Raw genomic sequence first — 20,262 nt, forward strand, 5'->3', positions numbered from 1 at the left:
ACCTCGACTCTTATTTGACGGCGCCTGCGGTCAGACCTGCAACGATCTGGCGCTGTGCGAAAACGGTTAGCAGCAGGACCGGCAATGTGACCACGAGGGCGGCGGCTGCAAGCGGACCCCAGCTGACCTGTTCAAAGGACAGCATGTTATAAACTGCGACCGGCAGGGTACGTGTCTCGCGGCTTGCGAGCACGATGCCGAAGACGAAATTGTTCCACGAGAAGATCACCGCCAGAATGAGCGAAACCACGATGCCGGGCTTGGCAATCGGCAGGGCGACTTTCATGAACACCTGCCACGAGGAAGCACCGTCGATAATGGCGGCTTCTTCCAGTTCCATAGGTGTCGTCTCGAAATAGCCGATCATGATCCAGATCACGATTGGAACGGTGACGACCAGATGGATGATGATCTGCGGCCAGAGCGTGCCGAGCAGACCGAGCGTCTGGAACAGAAGGAACAGCGGGATCAGGTAGGACAGACCCGGCGTCATGCGGGCAATCATGATAACGATCGCCGATTTGTGCGCCTTGAGCCGCGCAATGCCATATCCCGCCGGAACACCGACCAGCAGCGCAAGCAGGGTCGCCATGCCGGTCACAATAAGGCTGTTCCAGAAATAGAGCAGAAAGTCGTTCGCGGCGAAGATCTCGGTATAGTTCGACCAGGCGAAACGCTCCGGGATCAGGATTGGCGGATAAGCGCCATTGTCGATTTCATATTTCAGCGAAAGCGACAGCATCCAGACGAAGAAGAAGATCGCAGGCGACACGATGATGAAGACCAGAAGTGCCGTGCCAAGCTTCGAAAGAATTGATTTGCGTGCCATGGTCGGTCCTCAGGCGTTCCACTTGGTCCGCTGACGAAGAGCCAGGAGGACCAGCGACATGGCGATAATGACAATGAAAAACACCACGGCAATCGCCGATGCATAGCCTATGTCGTAATAGGAGAACGCCACATTATAGAGATAGATATTGATGGTTTCCGACGCGGTGCCCGGACCGCCCTGCGTCATCGCATAGATGATGTCGAAGCTTTTCAGCGCATCGATCGAGCGGATGATGACAGCCACCATGATGAAGGGCAGGATCATCGGGAGGGTGATGTAGCGGAATTTCTGCCAGCCATTGGCGCCATCGATTTCCGCGCTTTCAAAGGGATCGCGCGGCATGGAAGCAAGGCCACCGAGCACGATCAGCATGACAAGCGGCGTCCACTGCCAGGTTTCAACAGCCACCAGCGAGGGGATGACCGTGTTCTGGTTGAATATCCACTCCTGGGGCGGAATGCCGACCAGCGACAGAAGATAGTTCAGAACGCCGAGCTGCGGGTGATACATCATCGTCCAGACCAGAGCGACGGCAACCGGTGTGGCCATCATCGGCATGACGAAGATGCCGCGCAGGAGCCCGCGCATCGGCAGCTTGCTGTCAAAGACCAGCGCTGCGATCGTGCCCAGAACCATCGGGGCCACGACCGACAGAACCGTATAGACAACCGTATGCCACATGGATTCCCAGAAGCGCATATCGGCGGCAAGACGCAGATAATTGTCGAAGCCGACAAAGCTCTGCTCGCCGCCCAGCTGCCACTGGTTGGTACTCATCCAGAGCGTAAACACCCATGGGAAGACGATCACCGCCCCGACGGTGATCAAGGCTGGAAGAACAAACGGCCAGTAGCTTGGCCGCAAGCGGCTCTTGCCAGTCTTGGTGGGGGAAGCTGCCGCAGCAACTCCCGTTTTTGCTCCTGTCGGGGCGGCAGATGTCATTTTCCTTCGCTCCGTGCGAGGACCGGACGGAATTCTTCCGTCGCGCGTTTCATTTCAGCTTCCGCGTCGGCGCCGTTCAGCAGATTGGTGAGGCCCACGCCGATGATGTCGCGGAATTCCGTGACAGGCACGATGACCGGCAGGCAGAGCTGGCTGATCGGGGCTGACTTCGACAGGGCTTCCACCCAGCCTTCCGGCATGGTGACGCCCTTGCGCACGGCTTCATCGTCGATGACCGACTTGCGGAACGGAACGCCCGACCCCGACTGCAACAGGCGAGCGCCCATTTCCTTGGAAATGGCCCACTGGCAGTAGAGATATGCGGCTTCCTTGTTCTTGGAGGCTTCGGTCACGCCGATGCCGTCGCCGGTCGTCGGTGCTGCCTGTGCATTCGGGCCTGCCGGCATGACGCCATAGCCGACCTTGCCGACGACGCGCGACTTGTTCGGATCTTCGAGCGGCGGGGCAAAACCGATACCGTCGAGCCACATGCCGACGCGACCCTGCAGGAAGTTCGACTGGCATTCTGCCCAGTTGAAGCCCGCAACGCCGGGAGGTGCCGATTTGGTCATCAGGCGCTGATAGAGCTTTGCGGCTTCGATGCCTTCAGCCGAATCCGTCTGGAGGTTGCCATCGGCGTCAACCGACTGCTTGCCATAGCCGAGCAGGAGGCTGGTATAGACCGGCGCATTGGCATTCTTCATGCCACGCGCGACGAAACCATAGGTGTTGGTCGATGGATCGGTGAGCGCTTCGGCGGCTGCGACCAGTTCTTCGAAGGTCTTCGGAAATTCGATGCCCTTGGCGGCAAAGAGTTCCTTGTTCCAGTAGATGATCCAGTAATCGACCGAGAATGGCAGCGCGCCGAAACGGCCATTGGCGTCCTTGGCGAAGGTCAGGCCGGCACTTGCGAAATCATCTTCCGTGAGCGATGCGTCCGTCAGCGTCGGGTCTTTCAGGAATGGATTGAGGTCGGCAAGCCAGCCGCCCTTTTCGAACTGGCGCTTCTGGACGTGATAGCTGATATGGATGACGTCGAAGCTCGGGCGGCCGGACGTCAGCTCGATCACCGCCTTCTGGCGCTGCTGCTGTTCGGGCATCTGTTCGGAATGCACCTTGATGCCGGTCAGTTCCTCGAATTCCTTCTGGTATTTCTGAAGGATTTCACCACGCGGGCTCTTGATGAGGTTTACTTCAAGCGTGGTACCGGCAAACTTTTTCCAGTCGACTTTCGACTGGGCGAAAGACGGGCTGATGCCCGTCATGCCCGATGCAGCGATTGCCGCCGAGCCCGCCAGGAACTGGCGACGTGTTGGACGTAATAGATTCATTGCATGCTCCTCCCCAAATTTCCGTCGGCCCGGCAACTCCTCTTGCCCGGGCTCTGGTCGTTAAATCTGCAAAGCCAGTTTCCGTGCATTGTTGATGTGAACGGCAATGGCATCCATGGCTGTCTGCGGATCGCGTGTTTCGATTGCAGCCAGGACGGCCAGATGCTCCTGCATGACCGGAATGACGCGACCGGTGATGCGGAAACGTTCCTGATTGATCAGGCGCATCTTGATCGTGTTGGTCTGATAGGCGCGCCAGATGATTTCATTATCGAGCGAGCCGACAATCGTATCGTGCAGGCTCCAGTCGATAGTCTGCGCCCGCGCCTCCAGTTCCGGTGTTTCACCTTCCGCCATCGCGCGTTCCAGAGTTTCCTCATGTTCCGCACGCAATGCGCGCAGCAATTCGTCGGACGCTGATTGGCAAAAAATCGCCACCGACTCTTTCTCGATAAAGAGGCGGAACTGAAACGCTTCGCGGATCAGATTGAGATCAATATGCGCGATCTGAAGCCCGCGCTGCGGCACGGTCTTGATAAGGCCTTCCGCTTCAAGGCGCGGGATCAGTTCGCGGATAGCGCCGAGCGGCAAGCCCGTCATGGTGACGAGCTGGCGCTGCGAAACGAACTGGCCCGGATGAAAATCACGCGCCAGCAAATGCTGGGTGAAGCTCTGATAAGCCTTGTCCCGCAATTTTACCGGTTCGTTGTGATCTTCCGCCAAATCCGTTCCCCCTCTATCCTTTCAGGCTTATGCCGCCTTCAGGCCGCTTTTGCCATATGCAAACGGTCGAATACACTACCAATTGCATCACAGTCCGCATCATTGAGTGAAACGAGCGGTGCGCGGACACGCCGCCATTCCTTGTCACCCGTATGGCGCGCCACCATGGCCTTGACCGCTGGCGTTACCGGATAGTTCAGCAATTGCTGTACTGCAGCCACCAGTTCGGCATCGTCCTGTCCGTCATTGATCATGCGCAGAAGACGGTCGGGGAACAGATTGGCCATGCCGGAAATCGCGCCCTGCCCGCCGAGACGCACACCGGCTGCAAGGTCACGCTCGTCGCCGATCAGGATCGCGATGTCCTTATGCGCAGCAAGCAGTTTTTCGGTATAGGCCCAATTGCCGGAAGAATCCTTCACGCCAATGATGATGCCACCAAAAGCTGCACGCAGGCGGCTGATAAGATCGACGGAAAGCTCGACCGCTGTAACCGACGGGATATTGTAGAGAATGATGCCGCGAGCATCTTCACCCAAACCTTTGAAGACGGACGAGAACCAGTTGAACAGGCCTTCATCGGAGAGGTTCTTGAAATAGGAAGGCGGCGCGAGAAGAATGGCCTTGCAGCCGCGGCGCAGCGCGTCGCCAGCCTGGAGGACAGCGTCGGCAACCGAGTTTTCCATCACGCCCACGACAATGCTGAAGGCCGGAAAACCGCCTACCACAAATGCATCCAGAAGAGCGGCGCGCTCGGCATCAGCAATCGACGACCCTTCGCCGGTGGTGCCAAACAGGGTCACGCTCGAGCAGCCATTATCGAGCCGCGCGCGGGCATGCTTCAGCGCACGGCTGACATCGATCTTGCCATCTGCGTCGAATGGCGTGGTGAGCGCTGCAGAGAGACCGAAACGCTCCTGCCCGGAATGATTATGTGCCAAGACTGGCTCCTCCCAAATTTGAACTTTAAGCTGGCACATACTAACATGTTAGTAAAGAGTCAATTCGTGTTCAGTGCGTAATTGCATGATTTTCGGAGAACGGGAGAGAAAGCAAATTACCTGAACCGCGAGCCAGTTCAGCGCGCTGACATCTCCCTCCCTCATCCTGAGGAGCTGTTGAAAACAGCGTCTCGAAGGACGAGGGCGAGGTCCGGAGACGGTCAACTTATCGGGTCGGAACAATACCGGTTTCGATGAAGGAAAGCACTTCCTGTGGGCGCGGCGAACCGGCCCGCCCGCCGAAGCGCGCGCATTTGATCGCCGCAGACGCATTGGCAAAGCGAATGATGTCCGTCATCGGCTTGCCTTCCACCAGACCCCATGCAAAAGCGCCATGGAACACGTCGCCTGCGGCCAGCGTATCCACTGCATCGACCTTGAAACCGGGCAGGTGAGAAACCGGTTTGCCAGCGCCTTCGCTCCAATAGCAGCCTTCCGCTCCGGCGGTGACCGCTGTGAACACATCATGGCGGTCAGCTAAAATGCGGACACATTCACGCAAATCCGTCGTGCCCGCGACGCTGATTGCAGCGGGTTCCGATGCAACGATATGGGTTGCAAGCGGCAGCAGCGTTTCGAGCAATTCAACCGGCGCGGTATCCGCGTCCAGTATGGCCGGAATACCGGCATCGCGCGCGGCACGCAGCGCAGTCTCAGCAGCCCATGGCCAGCGCACATCGGTCATCACGGCGGCATAGGCCCCCGCTGCAATGGGCGGCACCACATCGGACGGGCTTGCCAGCCTACGATCATAAAAAGGCACGATGATGCGTTCGCCGCTCGCATCAACGAGGATTGACGAAAATGCCGTGCGGGCGTCTTCCAGCCGCCGGATATAGGCACAATCGACGCCTTCGGCTTGAAGCTCCGCGACGGCACGATCCCCAACGGGATCAATCCCCGCAGAAGCCCAGAGCGCCACATCGCCGCCAAGCCGGGCAATCGCCGCGGCTGCGCTCGAAGCCATGCCGGCTGCTATTTCGACGGCCTCGCGCGGCAGGTATTTGCCTGCCGCATGAGGAAGCGCATCGAGGCGCAAGATGGTGTCCATGGTAAGGGCACCGACACAGAGAATTCTGGATGCCATGATTACGAAATGAGACCTTCCGAGCGAAGCATCGTCCAGAATTCCTCGGGGATCGACTGCTCGAACCAGACCACGTTCTGCCTGATCTGTTCCGGCGAGCGGACACCGATCAGAATGGAGCTGACGGCCTCATGTCTCATCGGGAACTGCATGGCGGCGGCGGCGAGCGGCACATGATACTCATCGCAAATATCGTGCAGGCGATTGGTGCGCGCGATGATTTCGGCAGGCGCATCGGCATAGTCGAACTTCTGTTCGCCGCCGCGCGGTGCCGCGAGAATACCGGAATTGAAAACACCGGCAATCACCAGCGCCATGCCACGCTTCTGCGCCAATGGCAGGAATTCCTTTTCCGAAACCTGATCGAGCAGCGAATAACGGCCAGCCAGAAGCGAGCAGTCGAGATCGGCTTCTTCAAGCGCATCGCGAATGATCTGCCATTCGTTTACGCCAAGACCGAAGCCCTTGATATTTCCCGCCTCGCGCAATTCGGTGAGCGCGCGGAAACCGCCGCCCTTGGTAAGCGCGTTCCAGTGGATTTCTTGCCGGTCGCCATGGGTCACACGGCCAATATCGTGGACATAGAGCAAATCGATTTCAGGAAAGCCGAGACGCTGCTGGCTGTCATCGAAGCTCCGCATGATGCCATCATAGCTGTAATCAAAGACCTCACGAAAATTGAGGCCATTGTGCCAGCCGGAATCGAACGGGTTTTTCGGCAGCGCAGGCGGCAATGTGCGGCCCGCACGCTCATTGGCCATCAGGCGCCCCACCTTGGTCGAAACAACTGCGCGCTCGCTCTTTTCACGCAGCATATCGCCGAGAATGTGCTCGCTGCGGCCATAGCCATACATCGGCGCACTGTCATAATAGCGGATGCCGCTATTCCAGCCGGCTTCCAGCAAAGCGTCGGCGTCAGAGCGGGAAACGGGCGCATAAAGCCCACCCAGAGGTGCAGTTCCCAGACCAAGCGCCGTCACAGTCAAGCCGGTACGGCCAAGCGTTCGCTTTTCGGATGCCTTCAAATGCATGGATATCTCCTCAACAACGCGACGAACGCCGCACTCCTTGTTCAGCGCCTCGTGATCCAAAAACCGCTCGCACTTTTTGGGATGCGCTTCCTCTTTCACCGCATCTTACCCAAAAACCGCTTCGCACTTTTTGGGATGCGCTGCCTCTTCCAGCGATTGATAGGAGCAAGCTTGCCGAAGCGCAATCGGAAAAGCATGCGCATGCGAACAGTCTATTCACTTGCGAATAAACCATCCTTGACAGCTGCAAATTTCCTGCCGATATTACTATGATGTCAGACCAATTTTAAAACCAAAAAGGGAACGGGGTCTGGACGGATTGCGCTGCGATTGTCTGGGGGCAGTCCGGAAAATGGAGGCAGAATGAAAGATCGCAGGCTGTTGCAGATCGCGCCGCTACCACCGATGGATCGCGCCCGGCAGGTAACCGATGCGCTCGCCAATTACATCGCGACCGCGCATCTTCAGGCCGGAGACCGCCTTCCCGCTGAACGCGAACTGATGACCGCTCTCGCTGTCGGCCGCTCCACCATTCGTGAAGCAATCCGCCACTTTCAAGCCCTCGGGGTGATCGAAGCGCGCAAGGGTAGCGGCACCTATCTGCTCAAGCCGATTTCGGCTGCAACCATCCATATGCCGCTTTCATTCGATCCTGCGCAGTTGCGCGATGCATTGCTGCAATCGCTTGAAGTGCGCCGTGGCATCGAAGCCGAGGCCAGCATGGTCGCTGCCCGCAAACGCACGGCTGAGGACCTCGTCATCATCGAACGCAATCTCGATGAGATGGAGCGCGTTCACATCGCGGAAGGCACGTCCGGACCCGAGGATCTGGCGTTCCATCTCGCCATTTACGACGCGACCCACAACCCGCTTTTCAGGCAATTGCTCGAACAGATGCGCGAAGCCTTCCTGCGTTTCTGGGATCATCCGTTCGAGCGGGTAGACTTCGCGCGGCGGACCTTTCCGTTCCACCGCACCCTCTTCAACGCCATCGTGGCTCAGGACCCTGAAACCGCGCGGCAGGAAACACTCAAAATCCTCGACATTGTCGAGGAAGACATCAAGGAAATGTCCAAATGACTGACGGGATGGACCCGCTGGATTTCGCAGCGCTTACAGTCGCCCATGATGAAGGCAATGCTTTCGACGCCGTGGTTCCGCCCATCGTGCAGACTTCGCTTTTCACCTTCCCAAGCTATGACGACATGGTCGCCTCCTATCGGGGCGAAAAGGTTCGGCCCATCTACACGCGCGGCCTCAACCCGACCGTGCGCGCATTTGAAGAAATGCTGGCAAAACTTGAAGGCGGCGAAGATGCGCTCGGCTTTGCCAGCGGTATGGCGGCGATCTCTTCAAGCGTGCTGGCTTTCGTCAATCCGGGTGATCGCATCGTTGCGGTGCGCCATGTCTATCCGGATGCGTTCCGGCTTTTCGGCACTATCCTGAAACGCATGCAGGTGCAGGTCGACTATGTCGATGGCCGCGACGAAGAGGCGGTTGCAAAGGCCCTGCCCGGCGCAAAGCTCTTCTACATGGAAAGCCCGACAAGCTGGATCATGGAAGCCCATGATGTCGGGGCCCTCGCCCAGATCGCCCGGCAGCATGGCGTTCTGACCATCATCGACAACAGCTGGGCCAGCCCGATCTTCCAGCGTCCGCTGTCGCTGGGCGTCGATCTCGTCGTGCATTCGGCATCGAAATATCTTGGCGGCCATAGCGATGTCGTGGCCGGCGTCGTGACCGGCTCGAAAGTGCTTATCAACGCGATCCGCGCGGAAACCTATCCATATCTCGGCGGCAAGCTTTCGCCCTTTGATGCCTGGCTTCTGGTGCGTGGCATGCGCACCTTGCCGACGCGCATGAAGGCGCATGAGGCATCGGCGCTGGAAATCGCAAAGCGGCTTCAGGCGCTGGATGTGGTTGAAACCGTGTGCCATCCCGCCCTTGCCAACCGCTTGCCTGCGGGCCTGCATGGCACCTCCGGCCTGTTCTCGGTCATCTTCCGCGAAGGCGTGAACATTCGCGAATTCTGCAATCATCTCGATCTGTTCAAGCTCGGCGTGAGCTGGGGTGGACATGAAAGCCTGATCGTGCCGGGCGAAGTCGTGCTGCAGCAGAAGGCGCAGCCCAATTCGGCGCATACGTTCGGCATCGACCCGCGCTCCGTGCGCCTGCATGTCGGACTGGAAGGAACGGAAGCGCTGTGGCGGGATATTGAAGGAGCGCTCGCAGCATCGGCCGTATGAATAAAACAGTGAGGAGCAATAAGGGGAACTGCAATGAAAAAACTAATAGCAGCCGCATTCGCAACCATGCTTTTGAGCGGTACGGCGCTTGCCGATACGACCTTGAAGCTTGTTGAAGTCATCACCAGCCCCGAGCGCACCAAGACGCTTGAATCCATCGTCGCCAAGTTCGAGGCGGCCAATCCGGGCACCAAGGTGGAAATCATTTCGCTGCCATGGGGCGAATCCTTCCAGAAATTCGCCACCATGGTTTCGGCGGGCGAAATCCCGGACGTCATGGAAATGCCGGACACCTGGGTTTCGCTCTATGGCAATAACGGCATGCTGGAGAATCTCGAGCCTTATCTCGAAAAATGGGAAACCACATCCGACCTGACCGAGCGCGCGCTTGAGCTTGGCCGCAGCGTCAACAACACAGCCTATACGCTGCCTTACGGCTTCTATCTGAACGCGATGTTCTACAACAAGAAGCTGCTGAGCGAGGCAGGCGTATCCGAACCGCCGAAGACGCTGGATGAATTTGTCGAAGCGTCCAAGAAGATCGCCGCCCTTCCCGGCAAATCCGGCTATTGCATGCGCGGTGGTCCCGGTGGGCTGAATGGCTGGGTGATCTTTGCCGCTTCCATGGCGGGCAACAACAAGTTCTTCAATGAAGACGGCACCTCGACCATGAACAGCGAAGGCTGGAAAAAGGGCATCACCTGGATGGTCGATCTCTACAAGAACGGCCTTGCACCGAAGGACAGCGTCAACTGGGGCTTCAATGAAACCGTGGCCGGTTTCTACAGCGGCACCTGCGCCTTCCTCAATCAGGACCCGGATGCGCTGATCGCCATTGCCGAACGCATGAAGCCGGAAGATTTCGGCGTCGCCATCATGCCGAAGGGCCCGGATGGCAAGACCTTCCCGACCATCGGCTTCGCCGGCTGGTCGATGATGAGCGCGAGCAAGAACAAGGATCTTTCCTGGAAACTGATCTCGATGCTCGAAGGCCCGGAAGGCAACATCGAGTGGAACAAGCGGACCGGCGCGTTGCCGGTTCTCAAATCGGCGCAGAACGATCCGTTCTATAGCGGCGAGCAGTTCAAGGGCTGGTTCGATGAACTGGCCGACAAGAACGTCGTTCCAACCATGATGCCGACCTATCTGGAAGAATTTGCCTTCTTCAAGGATTCGCTCGTCATCAAGACCTCGCAGGAAGCGCTTCTCGGCGACATCACGCCGGACCAGCTGGCCGACCAGTGGGCAGAATATCTGACCAAGGCGCAGCAGAAGCACCTCGCCAAGCAATAGCACCACGAACGGTTGGCAGGCGCGGAGTTTTCGCGCCTGCTCATCCTCTTCATGCAATCCCCGCGAAGGGAAAAATGATGACCGACACCGCTTCCATAAAGGCCCCGGTGCGCAACGAAGTGCCAAGGCAGGACCAGCGCAGCTTTTTGCAGCGGCTTGCGCACGCCTCCGAACCTTATCTCTACAGCGCCCCTGCGCTCATCCTCATCGGCGCCATCATGCTGGTTCCGCTGATCCTCGGCGTCTCCTATGCCTTTCGCGACATTCAGTTGCTCAACCCGTTTTCGGGCGGCTTCGTGGGGCTTGATCATTTCCGTGAACTTGCGACCGATCAGGCGTTCTATCGTTCCCTGAAGAATACGCTCTGGTGGACCGGCTGCTCCGTTCTGCTGCAATTCGTGTTCGGACTTATTCTGGCCCTGCTGCTCGACAAGCCGTTTGCGGGGCGTGGGCTGGCACAGGCGCTGATCTTCCTGCCATGGGCCGTGCCGACATTTCTCACCGGTCTCAACTGGGCCTGGCTGTTCAATCCGGTGATCGGCCCGCTGCCGCACTGGCTGCATGCAATCGGCATACTGAGCGCGCCAAACAATATCCTGTCCGATCCCAATCTTGCCATGTGGGGCATCATCACCGCAGGTGTGTGGTGGGGCATTCCGTTCTTCGCCATCACCATGCTGGCCGCCTTGCAGGCCATCCCGCGCGATCTTTATGAAGCGGCGGCGATCGATGGCGCAGGCCCCGTGCAGCGTTTTCTGTCGATCACGCTTCCTTACCTCGCGCCGACCATGGCCATCACCATTCTGCTGCGCACCGTCTGGATCGCCAACAGCGCCGACCTGATCGTCGTGATGACGGGCGGCGGCCCTGCCGACCGGACGCAGATCGTTGCAAGCTACATCTTCACGCAGGCCTTCAAGCGGCTCGATTTCGGTTACGCCTCGGCCATCGCGATGGTCCTGCTTGTCCTGCTGATGGTCTATTCGATGCTCATCGTGCTGTTGCGCCAGACGCTTCTGAACAAGGATTGAGCCATGCCCAACCGTAAAATCTACCTTGCCGGCGCGCATCGCATTGCCATTCTCCTGTTCGTCCTGTTTGCACTGTTTCCGATCTTCTGGCTGGTGAAGGTATCCGTCACGCCCAATGATCTGCTTTACAGCGAGGGCGTGCGGCTCTGGCCATCGCGCATGACCTTCGACCACTTCAGCCATGTATTGAACAACAGTTCGTTTCCGCTGTTCTTCTGCAACAGCCTGATCGTGTCCGGATCGACCGCCATCATCGTCACGCTGCTGGCATCGCTTTCCGGCTATGCGCTGTCGCGGTTCAACTTCCGCGCCAAATACTGGATCGTGGCGCTGATGCTGCTGACGCAGATGTTTCCGCTCGTGATGCTGATTGCGCCGATCTACAAGATCATGGCGCCGCTCGGCCTTACCAACAGCCTGCTCGGCCTCGTCATCGTCTACTCGGCCTTCAACGTGCCCTTCGCCACCTTCCTGATGCAGTCGTTTTTCGATGGCATTCCGAAGGATCTGGAAGAAGCCGCGAAGATCGATGGCGCAACGCAGTTCATGGCCTTCCGCCAGATCATCCTGCCGCTGACCCTGCCCGGCATTGCCGCGACGCTCGGCTTTGTCTTCACCGCTGCGTGGAGCGAGCTTCTCTTCGCGCTGATGCTGATTTCCGGCAATGATTCAGCCACCTTCCCGGTTGGGCTGTTGAGCTTCGTCTCAAAGTTCTCGGTCGATTTCGGACAGATGATGGCAGCGGGCGTGCTAGCGCTCATCCCGGCCTGCGTCTTCTTCTTCCTCATTCAACGGTATCTCGTGCAGGGCCTCACGGCTGGCGCGGTAAAAGGCTGAAAGGATTTTTCCCTATGGCTTCCATCGATATTCAGTCGGTCCGCAAAAGCTATGGCGAACATGCAGTTCTGCATGGTGTCGACCTTGAGATCAAAGATGGCGAATTCATCGTGCTGGTCGGCCCGTCCGGCTGCGGCAAGTCCACGCTTCTGCGCATGATCGCCGGGCTTGAAGACATCACCTCGGGTCAGGTGCAGATCAGCGGCAAGCGCGTCAATGAACTGGCCCCCAAGGATCGCGACATCGCGATGGTGTTCCAGTCCTATGCGCTCTATCCGCATATGAGTGTGGCCGACAATATGAGCTACAGCATGCGGCTGCGTAAAACGCCAAAGGAGAAGATCGCGAGCGCCATCCAGTCGACCGCCGCCAAGCTCGGCCTTGAGCCTTTGCTGGAACGCCGTCCGAAGGCGCTTTCCGGTGGCCAGCGTCAGCGTGTCGCCATGGGCCGCGCCATCGTGCGCCAGCCCAAGGCCTTCCTCTTCGACGAGCCGCTCTCCAATCTCGATGCGAGACTGCGCGAGCAGATGCGCGCTGAAATCAAGAAGCTGCACGGTGAACTGAAAGCCACGTCGATCTATGTGACACATGACCAGATCGAAGCCATGACACTGGCCGACCGCATCGTGGCTATGCATGGTGGTGTGGTGCAGCAGGTTGGCTCGCCGCTGGAGCTTTACGACCGTCCGGCCAATCTTTTCGTGGCGGGCTTCATCGGCTCACCGGCCATGAACTTTCTCGATGTGACCTATCTCGAACAGGATGGCGACCCGCGTCTGAAACTCAAGGACGGCACGCTCATCGCATTGCCGCAGCCCTTGAACCTCAGGGACGGCGCCAAAGCGACGCTTGGCATTCGTCCCGAGCATGTCCATATCGAGAAGTCCGCGGGCCTTCCTGCCGATGTCGATCTGGTGGAGCCGACCGGTTTCGGCATCATCCTGCATCTCGGCCTGCATGGATTGCCGTTCAAGATTTTCACGCTGGACCGCGATGCGCTGCACATGCAGGGCTCAATTCAGGTGAGCTTTCCGGCTCAGCACCTCCACCTTTTCGATGGCGACGGAAACCGGGTGGAGCCGCGAGCGGTTCAGTAATCCGTGGCGAAGCGCGCCTGGATGCTCTGCGACAACAGGGCGACCGGGCGCGTCGTGTCGCCCGGCGGGTTCCACAGAAGCTCCTCGATCTCGCTTGAGGCAACCGGAACCTGACCGTCTTTCAAAGTGAGGTGAAACAGTTCCGCCTCGACCGTCGCGTCGGCCTCATTGGCGGCAGGCGCTGCCATTTTTGCAGCATAACGCAACTGGCTCTCGTCAATGAGAATGCCAAGCTCTTCCTCGATCTCGCGGATGAGCGCGATTTCAGGTTGCTCGCCTGCGTCGATCTTGCCGCCGGGCTGGAAGAAAATCTCGCTGCCGCGCTTGCGTACGAGAAGGAAACGGCCCGCCTCATCGCGGACGATGGCTGCTGAAATTCGAATCGTCTTCATGAGGGCGGACTTTCGTCTCGCGGGCGAATGCCGTCAAGAATGATGGCACTCACCGCCCGGGCTGTTTCGTCGTAAAATCCGGCTTCTTCCGAACGGCGTCCGAGAACCGCTGCGACCTGAACGGAAAAATCCGAATAGTGCTGCGTTACCGCCCATATGGTGAAAATCAGATGGTACGGGTCCACCGGAGCCAGGCGCTTTTCCGCAATCCATCGGTGGATGACCGCCGCCTTTTCATCGACCAGTTGCTTCAGATGCCCCTTCAGAAAATCGGAAATCGCCGGTGCGCCGTGCAATATCTCATTGGCAAAGAGGCGCGAAGCCTCCGGTTTCTTCGCCGACATTTCGAGCTTCAGCCGGATGTAACGCCGCAATTCTTCCAGCGGATCGCCGTCAGGGTCGATGTGCTCGAAAGGCTCCAGCCAGCTCGCCAGCGTGTCTTCCAGCACGGTTACATAAATATTCTGCTTGCGCGGGAAATAATAAAGCAGGTTTGGTTTCGACATTCCCGCCTTCTCGGCGATCTGGTCGACCGTCGAGCCGCGAAAGCCGTAAGCAGAAAAAACCTCCAGCGCTGCATCAAGGATAAGCCTGCGATTTATGCCCTGAATGCGCGTCGCGCCTTCCGACCTGTCGTTCGACGTCCTGTCGTTTTCGACCGCCTCGGTGCGTGAGTCTGAAGGAGCTGTGGCCATTTGACACCTTTCAGCAGCATAGAATTTTTCAAAAGCGCTTGACCATGTTCAAAGGCTCTTCTAGCCTGCAATTTGACCAACTAGTCAAGTTTTTGCGCAAGGCAAGAATATTGTGGCCAAAGAGCCGGGTCACGGGAACATATATTGGCGGGTGAATGTGGGCCAGAAATATAATGGCCCGGATTTGAACGCCCATACATAATGCGGAGGCAGAGCGCATGGTGCTCACCAGCAATCTTAGAGTCAATGGCGATCGCCTTTGGGACAGTCTGATGGACATGGCCCGGATCGGTCCCGGTGTGCGCGGTGGCAACAATCGCCAGACCCTGACCGATGAGGATGGCGAAGGCCGCAAGCTGTTTCAGAGCTGGTGCGAAAAATCCGGGCTTTCGATGGGCGTCGACACGATGGGGAACATGTTCTTCATGCGTCCCGGCGAAGATGCCGATGCCGATCCCGTTTATATGGGCAGCCATCTGGACACACAGCCGACGGGCGGCAAGTTCGACGGCGTGCTGGGCGTACTCGGCGGGCTCGAAGTCATGCGCACGCTCAACGATATGAACATCAAGACGAAACGACCCATCGTCGTCGTCAACTGGACGAATGAGGAAGGCACGCGCTTTGCGCCCGCCATGCTCTCGTCCGGTGTGTTTGCCGGCGTGCACGAACAGGAGTGGGCCTACCAGCGCACCGACGCCCAGGGCAAGAAATTCGGCGATGAGCTGGAGCGCATCGGCTGGAAAGGCGATGAACCGGTCGGCAGCCGCAAGATCCATGCGATGTTCGAGCTTCATATCGAACAGGGGCCGATCCTCGAAGCCGAACACAAGGATATCGGCGTCGTCACCCATGGCCAGGGGCTGTGGTGGCTGCAAGTGACGTTGACGGGCAAGGAAGCGCATACCGGCTCCACGCCGATGAAGATGCGCAAGAATGCAAGCCTCGGCCTTGGGCGGATGCTGCAACTCGTCAACGAGATCGCCATGTCGCACCAGCCGGACGCGGTGGGGGGTGTCGGCCATATCGACGTATCGCCCAATTCGCGCAATGTGCTCCCCGGCCAGATCGTTTTCACCGTCGATTTCCGCTCGCCCAACCAGGCCGTGCTGGACGACATGAAAGCGCGTTTTGAAAAGGAAGCGCCGAAGATCGCGGCGGAACTGGGCATCGGCATCGAGATCGAAGTGGCGGGGCATTTCGACCCCGTGACATTCGACAATGGCTGCGTGGAGGCTATCCGCAATGCGGCGGAACGGCTTGGCTACAGCCACCGCAATATCGTTTCGGGCGCAGGCCATGATGCCTGCTGGGTCAATCGCGTGGCACCGACCGCCATGGTCATGTGCCCCTGCGTCGATGGCCTCAGCCATAACGAGGACGAGGACATTTCGAAAGAATGGGCGTCGGCGGGAACCGACGTGCTTCTGCATGCAGTATTGGAGACCGCTGAAATTGTGAGTTGATTTCGGGCTTCTCCGATACTGCTACTGTTCGCAACAAAACCAAAAGGGGAACGACGAACAATGGCAAAGGTCATCAAAGGCGGAACCGTCATCACGGCTGACCGCACCTTTAAAGCCGATGTTCTCATCGAAGGCGAGAAGATCGTTGCCGTCGGCGACAATCTCTCCGGCGATGAAGTGATCGATGCATCCGGCTGCTATATCATGCCCGGCGGCATCGACCCGCACACCCATTTGCAGATGCCCTTCATGGGCACCTATTCCTCCGACGATTTCGATACCGGCACCGCAGCCGCGCTTGCGGGCGGCACCACGATGGTGGTCGATTTCGTCCTGCCCGGCTCCGAGGGCAATCTTCTGGAAGCGTTGCAGGAATGGTTCCAGAAAGCGGGCAAGGCGCGCACCGACTATTCGTTCCACATGGCCATCACCGGCTGGAACGAGCGAACCTTCAACGAAATGGCCGAAGTGGTGAAGCGCGGCATCAACACCTTCAAGCATTTCATGGCCTACAAGGGCGCGCTGATGGTGAACGATGACGAGATGTTCGCTTCTTTCCAGCGCTGCGCGGAACTTGGCGCCATGCCGCTCGTCCATGCCGAAAACGGCGATATCGTCGCACAATTGCAGGCGAAGCTGATGGCCGAAGGCAATGACGGGCCGGAAGCGCATGCCTATTCCCGCCCGCCGGAAGTCGAAGGCGAAGCCACCAACCGCGCCATCATGATTGCCGATCAGGCAGGCGTGCCGCTCTATGTCGTGCATGTGTCCTGCGAACAAAGCCATGAGGCGATCCGCCGTGCGCGCCAGAAGGGAATGCGCGTTTTCGGCGAGCCCCTGATCCAGCATCTGACGCTCGATGAAAGCGAATATCACAACCGGGACTGGGACTATGCGGCCCGCCGGGTCATGTCTCCACCGTTCCGTGACAAGGTCAATCAGGACAGTCTTTGGGCTGGCCTTGCGGCAGGAAGCCTGCAATGCGTTGCGACTGACCATTGCGCTTTCACCACCGAGCAGAAGCGCTACGGCATCGGCAATTTCACCAAGATTCCAAACGGAACGGGTGGGCTGGAAGAACGCATGCCGGTGCTGTGGTCGCGCGGCGTGCGCACCGGGCGCCTGACGCCAAACGAATTCGTGGCTGTCACATCGACCAACATCGCCAAGATCTTGAACATCTATCCGCAGAAAGGCGCCGTTCTGCCGGGTGCGGATGCCGATCTTGTCATCTGGGACCCGGAGGCCACCAGGAAGGTTTCCGCAAAGACCCAGCATTCCTCCATCGATTACAACGTGTTCGAGGGCTTTGAGCTCAAGGGCCTGCCGAAGATGACGCTTTCCCGCGGGCGGGTTGCTTTCGACAAGGGTAACGTCACGGCGGAACCCGGCGACGGACGCTTCATCGAGCGCGAGCCGAATGGCGCCGTCAATCGGGCGCTGTCGCAATGGAAGGAAATCGTTGCGCCGCGCAAGGTGGAACGCAGCGCCGAACATATGCCGATAGGGGTCTGACACATGGCCATCGTCCAGCTTCGGGAACCGCGCATGAGTTTGAATGACAGCATGGCCCCGAAGGGGGGCGAGGCAAATGCGCAGACCGTGATCGATATCAAAGACCTGTCGCTCGTTTTCGAGACGAATGACGGGCCGGTCCATGCGCTGTCGAATATCGATCTCGCCGTCAGGCGCGGCGAGTTCGTTTCCTTCATCGGTCCTTCGGGATGCGGCAAGACGACGTTGATGCGTGTCGTCGCCGATCTCGAACGGCCGACCTCCGGCTCCGTCACCGTGAACGGGAAAACACCGGAACAGGCCCGCCTCGCCCGGTCCTATGGCTATGTGTTTCAGGCGGCTGCCCTGTTTCCGTGGCGCACCATCGAAGACAATATCAGCCTGCCGCTGGAGATCATGGGCTTCTCCAGGACCGAAAGGCGCGAGCGGATCGAAAAGAACCTCGCGCTCGTCAATCTCTCGGGCTTCGGCAAGAAATATCCGTGGCAGCTTTCCGGCGGCATGCAACAGCGCGCATCGATCGCACGCGCCCTCTCCTTCGATCCCGACATGCTGCTGATGGACGAGCCTTTCGGCGCGCTCGACGAAATCGTGCGCGATCACCTCAACGAACAGCTTCTCAAGCTATGGGCCGCGACGCGCAAGACCGTGATTTTCGTCACGCACTCGATTCCGGAAGCGGTGTTTCTTTCCACGAAGATCGTCGTCATGAGCCCGCGCCCGGGGCGAATACATGAAATCATCGATTGCGACCTTGGCCCCGACAGGCCGCTGGAAATCAGGGAATCGGAAGCATTCCTTAAAATTGCCCACCGGGTCCGTGAAGGTCTGCGTCTGGGGCATATTCATGAGTGAGCGCGCGCCTCAACCGCATTGTGCCGGAGATCGCCCATGAAAGGTTTTCTGCGCGACAGATTCATTCCGGTGACGACCATACTCGCCGTCATCATTGCGCTCTGGTATGGGCTGGCGATTGTGCTCAATGCGCCGTTCGAACGGGATCAGGCTACCCGTGCGGGGACGGAAATCACCTTCTCAACGCTCGTCGCCAATACGATGCATCAGGAGCGACCGGTCCTGCCCGCGCCGCATCAGGTGGCCGAGGAAATCTGGAAGACCGTCTTCGGGGTCAAGCCCAGCTCCAAGCGCAGCCTCGTCTATCACGGATGGGTGACATTATCCTCCACCTTGCTGGGTTTCGTGCTGGGGTCGGCGCTAGGCGTCCTCCTTGCTGTCGGCATTGTCCATTCCCGCACGCTCGACAAGAGCCTGATGCCGTGGATCATCACCTCACAGACGATCCCGATCCTCGCCATCGCGCCAATGATCATCGTGGTGCTGAATGCAGTCGGCATATCGGGCCTGCTGCCCAAGGCGATCATCTCGACCTATCTCTCCTTCTTTCCGGTAGCTGTCGGCATGGTGAAGGGGCTGAGATCGCCCGACGTGATGCATCTCGACCTTATGCGCACCTATAATGCATCGAGATCGCAGGTGTTCTGGAAGCTGCGCTGGCCTGCGGCCATGCCGTTTCTTTTCACGTCGATGCAGATCGCGGTCGCCATCAGCCTCGTCGGCGCCATCGTGGGTGAGTTGCCGACCGGAGCGGTTGCGGGACTGGGTGCGCGGCTGCTTGCAGGTTCTTATTACGGCCAGACCGTGCAGATATGGGCTGCCCTCGTTGCCGCTGCCCTGATGGCCGCCGTGCTGGTTGCGCTGATCGGCATCGCAGCGCAGCTCGTGAACCGGCGCATGGGCGCGAAGCCGGAAAGGGCGGCAGCATGATGACAGGCATTCTTTCCGTCATGGCGCTCATTGCCGGTTCCTGGCTGCTCGTGGGTTGGGTGGCAAGCCTGAAGACCCGCAATCCCGTAGGCCAGAAGATGCTGGATATCGCCGTGCCGGCGCTGTTCGGCATCGCGATGCTGCTGCTCTGGGAAGTAACGGTCCGGCTCTTCGCCATCCCGCAGGTTCTCCTGCCTGCACCTTCGGCTATCTGGGCGCGCATCGCCGCGTCCGTACCGATCCTCTGGGCGGATTTCAGGCAGACTTTCCTCAAGGCCGTCATCATCGGCTATGCCGCGGGGTGCGGCCTTGGTTTCATCACCGCCATCATCGCGGACCGGATTCCGTTCCTGCGCAAGGGGCTGCTGCCGCTCGGCAATCTGGCCGCAGCGCTTCCCATCGTTGGTGTCGCACCGATCATGGTGATGTGGTTCGGTTTCGACTGGCAGTCAAAGGCAGCGGTCGTCATCATCATGACCTTTTTCCCGATGCTGGTGAATACGGTCGCGGGCCTTGCCAGTGCCGGGGCGATGGAACGGGACATGATGGAAACCTACGGCTCCAGCTACTGGCAGACATTGTTCAAGCTGCGCCTGCCAGCGGCCATGCCCTTCATATTCAACGCTCTCAAGATCAATTCCACCCTGGCGCTGATCGGCGCGATCGTGGCGGAATTTTTCGGCACGCCGATCGTCGGCATGGGCTTCCGCATCTCGGCGGAAATCGGGCGCATGAATGTAGACATGGTCTGGGCGGAAATCTTCGTAGCCGCGCTTGCCGGTTCGCTCTCTTACGGGCTGATCGCGCTGATCGAGCGCAGACTGACATTCTGGCACCCTTCATACAGGAGGACCTAGGCCCGAATATTTGGCATCTGCAAACATAAGGCAGACCAAAGCGCATTCAGAAAAGTGGAAACCGGTTTTCGGAATACGCCTGATAAAAAGAACCAGAGGAG

Annotated in this window: 20 protein-coding genes; 11 read left to right on the forward strand and 9 right to left on the reverse strand. The window is 58.8% G+C overall.

What is annotated here, in order from left to right; genetic code table 11:
• Positions 1 to 10 precede the first annotated feature (10 nt).
• The 7 genes from ACS5UA_RS04610 to ACS5UA_RS04640 form a co-directional block, all read right to left on the reverse strand.
• Positions 11 to 829, reverse strand: a complete 819-nt coding sequence (locus tag ACS5UA_RS04610) for a carbohydrate ABC transporter permease (protein WP_006466011.1) — start codon at positions 827 to 829, stop codon at positions 11 to 13.
• A gap of 9 nt (positions 830 to 838) precedes the next feature.
• On the reverse strand, positions 839 to 1,774 hold the full coding sequence (locus ACS5UA_RS04615; protein ID WP_006466010.1) for a carbohydrate ABC transporter permease: 936 nt from the start codon (positions 1,772 to 1,774) through the stop codon (positions 839 to 841).
• Positions 1,771 to 3,105, reverse strand: coding sequence for an ABC transporter substrate-binding protein (locus ACS5UA_RS04620; protein WP_006471080.1), 1,335 nt, complete (start codon positions 3,103 to 3,105; stop codon positions 1,771 to 1,773). The genes ACS5UA_RS04615 and ACS5UA_RS04620 overlap by 4 nt, the downstream gene beginning before the upstream one ends.
• Positions 3,106 to 3,165: 60 nt before the next feature.
• Positions 3,166 to 3,828, reverse strand: coding sequence for a GntR family transcriptional regulator (locus ACS5UA_RS04625; protein ID WP_006466008.1), 663 nt, complete (start codon positions 3,826 to 3,828; stop codon positions 3,166 to 3,168).
• Positions 3,829 to 3,866: 38 nt separating this feature from the next.
• Positions 3,867 to 4,769: a dihydrodipicolinate synthase family protein gene (locus ACS5UA_RS04630; RefSeq protein ID WP_021586287.1), complete on the reverse strand. Its 903-nt coding sequence runs from the start codon at positions 4,767 to 4,769 to the stop codon at positions 3,867 to 3,869.
• A 226-nt stretch (positions 4,770 to 4,995) separates the two neighbouring features.
• Entirely contained in the window at positions 4,996 to 5,916 is a 921-nt protein-coding gene (locus ACS5UA_RS04635; RefSeq protein WP_021586288.1) for a PfkB family carbohydrate kinase, read from the reverse strand.
• Between the two features lie 2 nt (positions 5,917 to 5,918).
• A complete protein-coding gene (locus tag ACS5UA_RS04640) occupies positions 5,919 to 6,947 on the reverse strand; it encodes an aldo/keto reductase (protein WP_021586289.1) in 1,029 nt (342 codons plus the stop codon).
• Positions 6,948 to 7,310: 363 nt separating this feature from the next.
• Here ACS5UA_RS04640 and ACS5UA_RS04645 point away from each other — a divergent pair, with 363 nt between their 5' ends.
• The 6 genes from ACS5UA_RS04645 to ACS5UA_RS04670 all read left to right on the forward strand — a co-directional run bounded on the left by ACS5UA_RS04645 (position 7,311) and on the right by ACS5UA_RS04670 (position 13,451).
• Complete coding sequence (locus tag ACS5UA_RS04645) at positions 7,311 to 8,027, forward strand: FadR/GntR family transcriptional regulator (protein WP_021586291.1); 717 nt, start codon at positions 7,311 to 7,313, stop codon at positions 8,025 to 8,027.
• A complete protein-coding gene (locus ACS5UA_RS04650; RefSeq protein WP_021586292.1) occupies positions 8,024 to 9,193 on the forward strand; it encodes a PLP-dependent transferase in 1,170 nt (389 codons plus the stop codon). Before ACS5UA_RS04645 ends, ACS5UA_RS04650 begins: the two co-directional genes overlap by 4 nt.
• A 33-nt stretch (positions 9,194 to 9,226) precedes the next feature.
• The gene (locus tag ACS5UA_RS04655) at positions 9,227 to 10,486 is read left to right on the forward strand and encodes an ABC transporter substrate-binding protein (RefSeq protein WP_021586293.1); all 1,260 of its coding nucleotides are present in this window, start codon (positions 9,227 to 9,229) and stop codon (positions 10,484 to 10,486) included.
• Positions 10,487 to 10,563: 77 nt separating this feature from the next.
• The gene (locus tag ACS5UA_RS04660; protein ID WP_021586294.1) at positions 10,564 to 11,517 is read left to right on the forward strand and encodes a carbohydrate ABC transporter permease; all 954 of its coding nucleotides are present in this window, start codon (positions 10,564 to 10,566) and stop codon (positions 11,515 to 11,517) included.
• 3 nt (positions 11,518 to 11,520) lie between these two features.
• Complete coding sequence (locus ACS5UA_RS04665; protein WP_021586295.1) at positions 11,521 to 12,354, forward strand: carbohydrate ABC transporter permease; 834 nt, start codon at positions 11,521 to 11,523, stop codon at positions 12,352 to 12,354.
• A 14-nt stretch (positions 12,355 to 12,368) separates the two neighbouring features.
• Complete coding sequence (locus tag ACS5UA_RS04670) at positions 12,369 to 13,451, forward strand: ABC transporter ATP-binding protein (RefSeq protein WP_021586296.1); 1,083 nt, start codon at positions 12,369 to 12,371, stop codon at positions 13,449 to 13,451.
• On the opposite strand, the gene ACS5UA_RS04675 is transcribed toward ACS5UA_RS04670, so the two are convergent.
• Positions 13,445 to 13,843, reverse strand: coding sequence for an NUDIX hydrolase (locus ACS5UA_RS04675; RefSeq protein WP_006465997.1), 399 nt, complete (start codon positions 13,841 to 13,843; stop codon positions 13,445 to 13,447). The genes ACS5UA_RS04670 and ACS5UA_RS04675 overlap by 7 nt on opposite strands.
• The gene (rutR, locus tag ACS5UA_RS04680; RefSeq protein WP_006465996.1) at positions 13,840 to 14,538 is read right to left on the reverse strand and encodes an HTH-type transcriptional regulator RutR; all 699 of its coding nucleotides are present in this window, start codon (positions 14,536 to 14,538) and stop codon (positions 13,840 to 13,842) included. The genes ACS5UA_RS04675 and rutR overlap by 4 nt, the downstream gene beginning before the upstream one ends.
• A gap of 218 nt (positions 14,539 to 14,756) precedes the next feature.
• Between rutR and ACS5UA_RS04685 the strand changes: the two genes are divergently transcribed.
• From ACS5UA_RS04685 to ACS5UA_RS04705, 5 genes are read left to right on the forward strand one after another with little or no spacing between them, the layout of a single operon-like run.
• A complete protein-coding gene (locus ACS5UA_RS04685) occupies positions 14,757 to 16,004 on the forward strand; it encodes a Zn-dependent hydrolase (RefSeq protein ID WP_021586297.1) in 1,248 nt (415 codons plus the stop codon).
• Between the two features lie 60 nt (positions 16,005 to 16,064).
• Complete coding sequence (hydA, locus tag ACS5UA_RS04690; protein ID WP_006465994.1) at positions 16,065 to 17,519, forward strand: dihydropyrimidinase; 1,455 nt, start codon at positions 16,065 to 16,067, stop codon at positions 17,517 to 17,519.
• A gap of 33 nt (positions 17,520 to 17,552) precedes the next feature.
• On the forward strand, positions 17,553 to 18,374 hold the full coding sequence (locus tag ACS5UA_RS04695) for an ABC transporter ATP-binding protein (protein ID WP_075041788.1): 822 nt from the start codon (positions 17,553 to 17,555) through the stop codon (positions 18,372 to 18,374).
• A 36-nt stretch (positions 18,375 to 18,410) separates the two neighbouring features.
• Positions 18,411 to 19,304, forward strand: coding sequence for an ABC transporter permease (locus ACS5UA_RS04700; protein ID WP_021586299.1), 894 nt, complete (start codon positions 18,411 to 18,413; stop codon positions 19,302 to 19,304).
• Positions 19,301 to 20,161 (forward strand): ABC transporter permease, encoded by an 861-nt coding sequence (locus ACS5UA_RS04705; protein WP_021586300.1) that lies wholly within the window; start codon positions 19,301 to 19,303, stop codon positions 20,159 to 20,161. The genes ACS5UA_RS04700 and ACS5UA_RS04705 overlap by 4 nt, the downstream gene beginning before the upstream one ends.
• Positions 20,162 to 20,262: the final 101 nt, after the last annotated feature.

It is taken from the genome of Brucella sp. RRSP16 (assembly GCF_052246815.1).
GTDB lineage: Bacteria > Pseudomonadota > Alphaproteobacteria > Rhizobiales > Rhizobiaceae > Brucella > Brucella intermedia.